Raw genomic sequence first — 10,081 nt, 5'->3', positions numbered from 1 at the left:
GCCGGGGCCGCCGCCGGGCCCCCCCCGCCCCCGCCCCCGGGGGGGGGGTGAGGCCGGGGGGGCGGGGGGGGGCGGGGGGGGGGGGGGCGGGGGCCCCCCCCCCCCCCCCCCCCCGCGCCGCCGACCCGCTGGCCGTGCTGCGCGCCATCAATCAAGACATTCAGCACTATCAGGCTCAATAAAATATGAAAATCACAGTCATTGGTACGGGGTATGTCGGTCTGGTGACCGGCACTTGTCTGGCCGAAACCGGCTATCACGTTTGCTGCCTGGATGTGGATCCCAGGAAGATCGAGATCCTGAAGCAGGGCGGCATTCCCATTTTCGAGCCGGGCCTTGAGGACATGGTGCGGCGCAATGTGGCCGCCGGTCGTCTCAGCTTCACCACCGACATCGCCGAATCGGTGGCTTTCGGCGATGTGCAGTTCATCGCCGTCGGCACTCCGCCGGACGAGGACGGCTCCGCCGACCTGCAATACGTGCTGGCCGCCGCGCGCAATATCGGCCGTCATATGACGGACTACAAAGTCATCGTCGACAAGTCCACCGTGCCGGTGGGCACCGCTGACTTGGTCAAGGCCGCGGTGGCTGAGACCCTGGCCGAGCGCGGCGAAGCGCTGGAGTTCAGCGTGGTGTCCAACCCGGAATTCCTGAAGGAAGGCGCGGCCATCGACGACTTCATGCGCCCGGACCGCGTGGTGATCGGCGTCGACGACGAGCGCGCGGCGGCGATGATGCGCCGTCTGTACGCGCCGTTCCAGCGCAATCACGAGCGCGTTCTGTTGATGGACGTGCGCTCCGCCGAGCTGACCAAGTACGCGGCCAACGCCATGCTGGCCACGCGGATTTCCTTCATGAACGAGCTGGCCAATCTGGCCGAGAGCCTGGGCGCCGATATCGAGCAGGTGCGGCTGGGCATGGGCTCGGACCCGCGCATCGGCTACCACTTCCTGTATCCGGGCGTGGGCTACGGCGGCTCCTGCTTCCCCAAGGACGTCAAGGCGCTGGTGCAGACCGCCAAGGAAAACGGCCATGATCTGCGCGTGTTGAGCGCGGTGGAAGAGGCCAACGAACTGCAGAAGCTGCGCCTGGTGCACAAGGTGCTGGCGCGCTTCGGCGACGATTTGAGCGGCCGCCGTTTCGCGATGTGGGGCCTGGCGTTCAAGCCCAATACCGACGATATGCGCGAAGCGCCCAGCCGCGTGATCGCGGAAGAACTGAGCCGCCGCGGCGCGGAAGTGGTGGCCTTCGACCCGGTGGCCACGCACGAGGCGCAGCGAGTGATGAGCGATATCGCCGGCCTGAGCTTCGCCGACGACATGATGGCGGCGCTGCAGCAGGCCGACGCTCTGCTGATCGTCACCGAGTGGAAGATGTTCCGCGCGCCGGACCTGGACGCGGTCAAGCGGGCGCTGAAGCAGCCGCTGGTGTTCGACGGCCGCAATATGTACGACCCGGCCTGGATGCGCGAGCAGGGCTTTGATTACTTCGCGATTGGCCGCTGAGGATAGCCATGGGCCTGATGCAAGACCTGGGGCTGGATAGCTCCAAGCTGGCCGTCGCGCTGGCGCAAGCGAAAGTCCTGGTGGTGGGCGATGTGATGCTGGATCGTTATTGGTTCGGCGACGCCACCCGTATTTCGCCGGAGGCGCCGGTGCCGGTGGCCAAGATCGAGCGCATAGAGGAGCGCGCCGGCGGTGCCGCCAATGTGGCGCGCAATATCGCCGGCCTGGGCGGCCGGGCCACCCTGCTGTCGGTGGTGGGCGACGATGAAGCCGCCTCGGCGCTGGAACGCCTGCTGGCCGCGGACGGCATCGTCACCTCGCTGAAGCGCGATCCCTCCATCGCCACCACCATCAAGCTGCGCGTGGTGGCGCGACAGCAGCAATTGATCCGTCTCGACTTCGAGGACGCGCCCAGCCACGAAATCCTGGCCGGCAAGCTGGAAGAGTACCAGCAGATCCTGGCCGATCACGATGTGGTGATCCTGTCCGATTACGGCAAGGGCGGCCTGACCCATGTCAGCAAGATGATCGAACTGGCGCGCCAGGCCGGCAAGCCGGTGCTGATCGATCCCAAGGGCGACGACTACAGCAAGTACGCCGGCGCCACGCTGCTGACGCCCAACCGCGGAGAGTTCCGCCAGGTGGCCGGCCGCTGGGCGTCGGAAGGCGATTTGACCGCCAAGGCCCAGGCGCTGCGCGCGACGCTGGCGCTGGACGCCTTGCTGATCACCCGCAGCGAGGAAGGCATGACCTTGTACCGCGACGAGGGCGTGGTGCACCAGCCCACTTTCGCGCGCGAAGTCTACGATGTGTCCGGCGCCGGCGACACCGTGATCGGCACGCTGGGTCTGGCCTTGGCCGCCGGCCAGCCGCTGCCGGTGGCGATGAGCCTGGCCAACGCCGCCGCCGGCGTGGTGGTGGGCAAGCTGGGCACCGCGGTGTGCAGCCAGCGCGAACTTTTCGCCGTGTGATCCCGTCCAGTCAGGCTGGATCTTGAAGGAGAACGCATGCAGCACTATACCGATGCCATCTTGGAGTTCTGGTTCGGCGGCGGCGACGACAGCTTCCTGTCGCTGCCGCGCGCGGCCTGGTTCAAGAAGGATGAAGTGTTCGACGGCATTATCCGCGAGCGTTTCCTGGAAACCTGGCTGCAGGCGCGCGCCGGGGAGCTGCCGCCGGATGCCGGCGACGCCCGCCGCGGCCTGGCCTGGCTGATTCTGACCGATCAATTCCCGCGCAATCTGTTCCGCGGCTCGGCCGAGGCTTTCGCCACCGACGCTCAGGCGCTGGCGCTGGCGCGCGATATGGTGGCGCGGGGCCTGGACCGGCAACTGCCCAATATCGCTCGCACCTTCGTCTACCTGCCGTTCGAGCACAGCGAGGCGCTGGCGGACCAGGACCAGGCCATCGGCCTGTTCGAATCCATGCGCGAAGATCCGGCGATGGCGCGCTACATTGATTTCGCGCACCGCCATCGCGAGGTGATCGTCCGCTTCGGACGCTTCCCGCATCGCAACGCCGCGCTGGGCCGGGCGGACACGCCGGACGAGAAGGCCTATCTGGCCGAGCCCGGCTCCGGTTTTTAAACGCGCAGCAATATTCTCGCGCCGTCGGCGATTGGCCGGCGGCGGAAAGGCAAAACATGACTATCGTCGTCACCGGCGCCGCCGGTTTTATCGGTTCCAACCTGGTCAAGGCGCTGAATGAGCGCGGCGTCACCGACATCATCGCCGTCGACAATCTGTCCAGCGGCGACAAGTTCCGCAATCTGGTGGATTGCGAAATCGCTCACTACATGGACAAGCATGACTTCCTGGCGCTGCTGCTGGAAGGCGAGTTCGAAGGCGAGCTGTCCGCCATCCTGCATCAGGGCGCGTGTTCCGACACCATGAACCACGACGGCAAGTACATGATGGACAACAACTATCAGTACACGCTGGCCCTGTTCGACTACTGTCAGCACGAGGAAATCCAGTTCCTCTACGCCTCCAGCGCCGCCACCTACGGCAAGGGCACCGTGTTCAAGGAAGAGCGCCAGTACGAAGGCCCGCTCAATGTCTACGGTTATTCCAAGTTCCTGTTCGACCAAGTGCTGCGCCAGCGCATGAAGGAAGGCCTGAGCGCGCAGGCGGTGGGCTTCCGCTACTTCAACGTCTATGGCCCGCGCGAGCAGCACAAGGGCCGGATGGCCTCGGTGGCCTTCCATCATTTCAACCAGTATCGCGAACACGGCAAGGTCAAGCTGTTCGGCGGTTGGGACGGCTGGGGCGACGGCATGCAGAGCCGCGACTTCGTGTCGGTGGAGGACGTGGCCAAGATCAATCTTTATTTCCTGGATCACCCGGAAAAGAGCGGCATCTTCAACCTGGGTTCCGGCCGGTCGCAGCCGTTCAACGACGTGGCCGTGGCCACCGTCAACGCCTGCCGCCGCCATGAGGGCCAGCCGGCGCTGAGCCTGGACGAGATGGTGGCTCAGGGCATCGTCGAATACGTGGACTTCCCGGACGCGCTCAAGGGCAAGTACCAGAGCTTCACCCAGGCCGATATCGGCAAGCTGCGCAGCGCCGGTTACGGCGCCGAGCTGTTCAGCGTCGAACAGGGCGTGGACCGCTACGTGGACTGGCTGATCCAGCAATGACGCTGCGCGTCCGGCGGGCGGCGCGGCTGCTGATGCTGGACCCGGCGGGCAGGGTGCTGCTCTTTCCCTATCAGCCGGCGGACCGGGTCGAATACTGGTTCACGCCGGGCGGCGAGGTCGAGGACGGCGAAAGCCTGGCCGACGCCGCTCGCCGCGAATGCCGGGAGGAGACCGGCCATCGCATCGACGATCCCGGCCCGCCCTTGGTGTGCAGCGCATTCGAGTTGACGATGCTGGATGGCGAGCGGGTGCGCGCGCTCGAGCATTTCTTCCTGGTCCGCGTCGAGCATGCGCGGCTGGACCACGGCGGCTGGACCGAGCTTGAGCGGCGGGTGATGGGGCGGGGCCGCTGGTGGTCGCCGGCGGAACTGGCCGCGTCCGGCGCCGCCTACTTTCCCGAGGATTTGCTGGCGATGCTGCCTTAAAGCCAGTTCCAAGTCTCGCGAGCAAGAGCGGGACAAGGCGTTGCGGCTGAGGAAGCGGAATGTACTCGTGGTACATGAGCATTTTGAGCATGTTTTCAACGCCGTATCGCCGCCGCGTGGCGGCTGGACTTCTTGATGCGGTTTGACACCAAACAGCCTCCTGTCATTTTTGACGGGAGGCTGTTTTATTTTGGGCGGCCGATGGAGCGAGGGTGCCGGCTTATTGTTTTTTAAGTCAATGATTTTTATGTGTTTTTAAATAAATGTCATAAGCGGATAAGGCAAGAACAGCTTAGTTCTAGATCAAAAACACCAAGAATGACAAATAATTTATTTTTTGAGTCGGCTTGAGTCGGATGCTATCAAAAGAAGCAGGCCGGACCGCCCACGAGTGGATCGTGGACGGTCCGGCCGCGAGCTAAGGTTCCGATCAATCGCAAGCGCCGCATCGGCTGCCTTGCACCATAGAGAGTTGAAAACCATGGGCGATCTCAAGGATCTCAAGGACGCTGAAACCAAGCTGCTGCTGACCGCAAACGATGGCTCCACCGTGACCATCCATTTCGTCGGCGTACCCGCGGCCACCGGCGCGATTGTCAATTACGTGACCAATACCGCCAACCAGCCGAAGAAATACGGCAACCATATTTATGTCTGGGAAAGCACCAGCAATATCGTGCCTTGGGCCAAATCGCCGACGGGTGACACCGCCATCGATACCGATAGCTCCACCAGCACCCAATTCATCAATTTCGCCTTCGAAAACAAGGGTTACATCCTGGGTTACGCCGTTGCCGCCACCCCCAACGCGGTGTGCTCCACCATCTATGTGCCGCAAGGCTCGCTGGATAGCCCGCAAGACTGGCAGTACGCCAACAACTCGGTGAAAACGCTGTATGTCGGCACCAACCTGGTGCAGGCGCAATACCAGGTGCTGCAGTCCTATGACGCGGTGGCCAATAAAAACTGGCTGGGATTGTGGCAGGGCTCCACCGTGCCTTATAGCGGCGATCCGCTGAAGAAAGTCAACGTCACCCAGGGGGGCGACAGCGGCAGCGTGATCTTCGACAACGTCAAACTGACCATCAACACCACCTACTCGATCGGCTACTTCATGGTGGACCAGCTGTCCGGCCGCACCTCGCTGGCAGCCACCTCCACCTTCACCGTCGGCAAGGCCTGATCCTCCCGCGCATGAAGCGACCGGCGCGCATGGCCATGTCCTGGGCGCGCCGGTCGATGGCGGTTTTTCCTGATCAAGCACCGTTCAGACCCTCATGTCGAATTTGCTGCTGCTGAGCAACAATGCCGGCCGCCAAGTCTTCGTCAACGTGGTCGGCGTGCCTATGCCGGACGGCGTGCTGGCCAACTATGTGACCGATACCGCCAATCAGCCGCGGACATTCGATAACCGGCTATACGCTTGGGAGAGCAGCGCCAGCCAGGTGCCGTGGGACAAATCCCCGGTCGGGAAAGCCGCCTTGCTGGACGACAGCTCCAGTTCCACTCGCGTGCTGAATTTCGATTACGAAGCCAAGGGCTATGTCATCGCCTACGCGGTGGCCGGCACGCCGCAGGCGGTATGCGCCAGCGTCTATCTGCCGGCGGGCGAGCAGGATAATCCGGCGGCCTGGGTCTATGACGGCGTGTCGCTGCAGACGGTGTATGTAAACAGCAATGTGCTGCAACTCAAGTACCAGGTGTTGACGGCCTATCAGCCCAAGGCCGCCGGCAACTGGGTGGGCATTTGGCAGGGTTCGGCCGTGCCTTACAGCGGCGACCCAATCCGCAGCATGCCGGTGCCGCGCGACGACGATTCCGGCTACCTGGCGCTGGACGGCCTGCAACTGACCATCAACACCAGCTATACGGTTGGCTATTTCATGCAGGCGCTGCCGCTTGGACGCACGTCGCTGGCGGCGTCGACGACGTTCACGATAGGCGCTTATCAGGGAGAGAAGACATGATCGCATTCGAGCGGATGGCGGGCAGTCGCTTGTACATCAATCAGGCGAACCTGGCCGGCGCCGGCTGGTGGGCCTGGCTGCTGGCCGCCGGCGCGCCGGCGCCCGCCGGTCCGGTGCCCTTGTCGGATGCCTTGGAGAATGCGGAGCTGAGCGGCAGCTTCGTCTATTGCGCGATCGAACCTGACTTGACCGGTGACAAGGCCGCGGCCTTCATCGCGGCGCTGGATGCGATTCTGGCCACCATCATCGGCGGCCGCGCCCTGGTGTGGTTGCCGCGGGCGGAGCAGGCGCCGGAGGCGAAGGAAAAGGGCTGGGTCTTGTCCTTCTCCACTTCCGGCGGCGGCTGGAGCTCCAGCAATGGCCTGGACTTGAGCCTGACCGGCGGAGCCGGCATCGGCGTCGCCATCGCCTCCGGCGCGGCGTTGACCGTGGCCGAGTCCGGCGACGCCTTGATGTTGACCCGCCGCAACTCACCATCGGCCACCTTGAGCGGCGGCATGGCGCCCACCTTGTACCAGGACGATTACAGCGCCAGCCTGGCGTTCGCCGGCACGGCGCTGGGCAGCTGGCGCTTTGGCTTCAAGACCGCGCGTCAGGCCTTGGAGCTCAACTTCGCCTGCGGTTTCCAATTGCTGGTGCCCAATCCGGCGGCGGACCGCGCTGGCTCGGAGCAGCCGGTGAAGGACTTGAGCGCTTATCTGCCGTTGGTCAACGGCAGCGAGCCTAATCCCATCGATCCATTCGCCTTCAGCGCCCAGTTCAACCCGGTCAACCCCAACAATATCTTGCCGGCGACGCCCACGGTGTTCTGGTTCGCCGCCGGCGCCAGCCAGGACCTGGTGTCCTACTACCGCACCGTCTATGGCATGACGGTCAGCCTGCGTCCAGTGCTGGACGCTGCGGCGGGGCGACCGGCGGGGCTGGTGGTCAATCCCGGCGCCGGCAGGACGCCGCTATACCTGGGCTATAGCTTCGCGCCGGTGGGGGATTTCGAACTGCGGGTGGCGGGAGTGGAAGATGGCCAGCCGCAGCACTTGCTGGCCGGACTGTCCGGTTCCGAAAACATAGGCTTCGTCAGCGGCGGCGCGTATTTGCGCGCCAGCGGCGGGCTGCCGGCCTATGCGCCGGTCTTCCCGCTGCAGCCCAGCTCGCCGGTGGGGCCGCCGCTGGACCCGACGGCCCTGCTGCTGAATCAGGATTACCGCACCTCCTGGTGCACGGTGGTGGCCAAGGAACCGGGCGCCAACGCCCACTACGCCGCCGCGCCCAAGGGCGCCGATCTGTTCGGCCTGCCGGAGGGGGGCAAGGAGGATGGCCGCGATCTGCTGGAACCCAAGGACCCCGGACTGGCCTTGCCCAATAACGGTGAACTGAGCTTTCCGCTGCTGCCATTCGCCGCCTTCCGCCGCGGCGCCGGCGATCAGGACCTGTTGGCCGGCCAGATGGAGCTGCTGGAGAGCCAGATCGTCAGCCCCACCCGGCGCAACCGCATCAACGCCGCTTCCGCCCAGGCCTCGCGCTCGGCGCGCGCCAGCCTGGGCCTGGAGCCGGCGCGCAACGCCGCCGGCTACAACGCCGCCACGCCGGCCGGTTTCATCGCCCGCGTCGCGGAGCGGGGCTGGAGCCGGTTGCTGCTGGCGCAGATCATGGCCGGCGGGCAGCCGCAATGGCAGTTGGGCTTCACCGCGCCGTCCACGGCCTTGCAGGCGGCGTTTCAGACCGACAATCTGTTTCTGCCGGTGTGCAATCCCACCCAACTGGGCGTCGAGGCCAGCGGCGTGATGCCGGAGGACCCGCCGGCCAGCCCGGCGCGCTTCTATGACCAGCTGGAGATCGACCGCTGGCGCTTCAAGGCGGCGATAGGCAAGGGCAACCGCTACGGCGATTACCGCAATGTGATGCTGGTCAAGGGCGTGCCCGGCAGCCTGGTCGACTTGGTGACGCGTCCCACGCAATGGACGCAGAAGAATCTGTTCGCCGCGCCGCTGGGAGCGGACGGGCAGCCGGACGCGTCGCAGCTGACCCCGTTGGCGGATTGGCTGAGCGCATACTTCGCCAGCGCGTTGGAGCAGCAAGACAATCCCTATTTCCAGAACTTCTGCCGCATCATCCGCGATCCCAACTGGCAGGGCGTGCTGCTGCTGCGGGTGGATATCGAAAAAGTGCCGGCGGAGTTGCTGGGCCTGCTGGCGGGGGTGACTCAGCCGGAAGCCTTCGCCGCCCATCATATCGGCGTCGAGTTGAGCCAGATCGACGGCAAGACCGTGACTCAGACCGATTCCAGTTCGCTGTTCGGGCTGATCTACTACCTGGATCCGGATTATAAGGACGAGCCGCAAGCGCATGCGATTCCGCCGCAGGATGCCGACGCCACCTATGAATTCCGCCTGCTGACCCTGAAGGCCTTGTTCCAGAACACCGCGGTGCAGCGTTTCGAAAGCGTGGCCCAGGTGGTGGTGAACCAGTTGTTCGGCAGCCGGGTGGACAGCATGGTCGCCGATCAGGGGCAGGCCAATATCTACAATGCGGTGCTGTTGCAAGGCGGTTTTCAGACCAATGGCGGCGCGCCGGTGTACTCATTGGCCTCGGTCCAGCCGGCGCTGTTCTCATTGCGCAACAATGTGCTCACCGGGGTGGAAATCGCCTCGGCGGTGCTGTCCACGCGCGATGACGGTGCCGGCGGCAGCGCGGTGTCCTGGCTGGCCATGTCGGGTTTCATGCAGTTCACCGTGCTCAAGGACGAGGAGGAGGAACAGCCGCCTTTCGACCTGTTTTCCTTCGGCGCCGACGGCGACGAGCCGGTGGCCGGCCAGGGGCTGTGTTTCAGCGGCCTGGGTTTGCGCATCGCCTTCCCGCTTGGCGGCGGCGCGGCGGGGCCCACCGTGATCACCATGCAGGAAAACGAACTGTCCTTCAATCTGGCCGCCAGCCATTCGCGCAAGCAAGGCCTGTATCGCGATTTCCAGCTGGAATTGAACGGCCTCTTGTCCGGCGCGGCCGACAGCACGCCGGCGGCCAAGGGTTTCTTGGCGGTGGCGACCAGTTATGGCCTGCAAGGCGTGGCCGAGCGGAACTGGCACGGCCTGTCGCTGCGCGTGAACCTGGGCACCTTGGGCGCGCTGGCGTCCAAGGTCAATCTCAACACCACCCTGTTGCTGGCCTGGGCCGACGACAGCGGCGCGGCCGACGGCGACGCCGGCTACCAGGCCCATGTCGGCATGGCCTTGCCGGGCGCGGGGCCGGGCGGCGAATTGTTCAGCCTGCAAACCGTGGTCAAGCTTTCCATCGGCGCGATCCGGCTGCTGTACAACGCCGAGCAGCAAGGCTATCTGCTGCTGCTCAATGAGATCGCGCTCAAGTTTCTCGGCTTGCTGCGCATTCCGCCCAATGGCGCCACCTCGTTCTTCCTGTTCGGCAATCCCGACGCGGACACGCCCACCGGGCTTGGCTGGTACGCGATCTACAACCAGGACCAGCCGCCGCCAGCCGCCGACCCCGACTCCGAACCGGCGGCGCTTACCCACCAGTCTCAATCTTGAAGGACGG

General features: G+C 64.9%; 8 protein-coding genes. All 8 read left to right on the top strand.

The genetic code is table 11. The features are described 5' to 3' along the window. Positions 1-185 precede the first annotated feature (185 nt). Complete coding sequence (locus ACE3QM_RS02340) at positions 186-1,505, top strand: UDP-glucose/GDP-mannose dehydrogenase family protein (protein ID WP_374419930.1); 1,320 nt, start codon at positions 186-188, stop codon at positions 1,503-1,505. Positions 1,506-1,513: 8 nt separating this feature from the next. Further along, positions 1,514-2,476, top strand: a complete 963-nt coding sequence (gene rfaE1, locus ACE3QM_RS02335) for a D-glycero-beta-D-manno-heptose-7-phosphate kinase (protein ID WP_374419928.1) — start codon at positions 1,514-1,516, stop codon at positions 2,474-2,476. 36 nt (positions 2,477-2,512) lie between these two features. Next, positions 2,513-3,091, top strand: coding sequence for a DUF924 family protein (locus ACE3QM_RS02330; protein WP_374419926.1), 579 nt, complete (start codon positions 2,513-2,515; stop codon positions 3,089-3,091). Positions 3,092-3,147: 56 nt separating this feature from the next. After that, a complete protein-coding gene (gene rfaD / locus ACE3QM_RS02325; protein ID WP_048410898.1) occupies positions 3,148-4,143 on the top strand; it encodes an ADP-glyceromanno-heptose 6-epimerase in 996 nt (331 codons plus the stop codon). Continuing rightward, positions 4,140-4,568 carry an NUDIX hydrolase gene (locus ACE3QM_RS02320; protein WP_231465137.1) on the top strand — a complete coding sequence of 143 codons (429 nt, stop codon included), beginning with the start codon at positions 4,140-4,142 and terminating at the stop codon, positions 4,566-4,568. The genes rfaD and ACE3QM_RS02320 overlap by 4 nt, the downstream gene beginning before the upstream one ends. 481 nt (positions 4,569-5,049) lie before the next feature. Beyond that, positions 5,050-5,751, top strand: a complete 702-nt coding sequence (locus ACE3QM_RS02315; protein ID WP_048410899.1) for a hypothetical protein — start codon at positions 5,050-5,052, stop codon at positions 5,749-5,751. A gap of 94 nt (positions 5,752-5,845) precedes the next feature. Continuing rightward, positions 5,846-6,535, top strand: coding sequence for a hypothetical protein (locus tag ACE3QM_RS02310; protein ID WP_231465135.1), 690 nt, complete (start codon positions 5,846-5,848; stop codon positions 6,533-6,535). After that, positions 6,532-10,074, top strand: a complete 3,543-nt coding sequence (locus tag ACE3QM_RS02305; protein WP_374419923.1) for a hypothetical protein — start codon at positions 6,532-6,534, stop codon at positions 10,072-10,074. Before ACE3QM_RS02310 ends, ACE3QM_RS02305 begins: the two co-directional genes overlap by 4 nt. Positions 10,075-10,081: the final 7 nt, after the last annotated feature.

The organism is Chromobacterium sp., assembly GCF_041912965.1.
Classification (GTDB): domain Bacteria; phylum Pseudomonadota; class Gammaproteobacteria; order Burkholderiales; family Chromobacteriaceae; genus Chromobacterium; species Chromobacterium aquaticum.
This window is presented reverse-complemented; position numbering and strand designations above follow the sequence as displayed.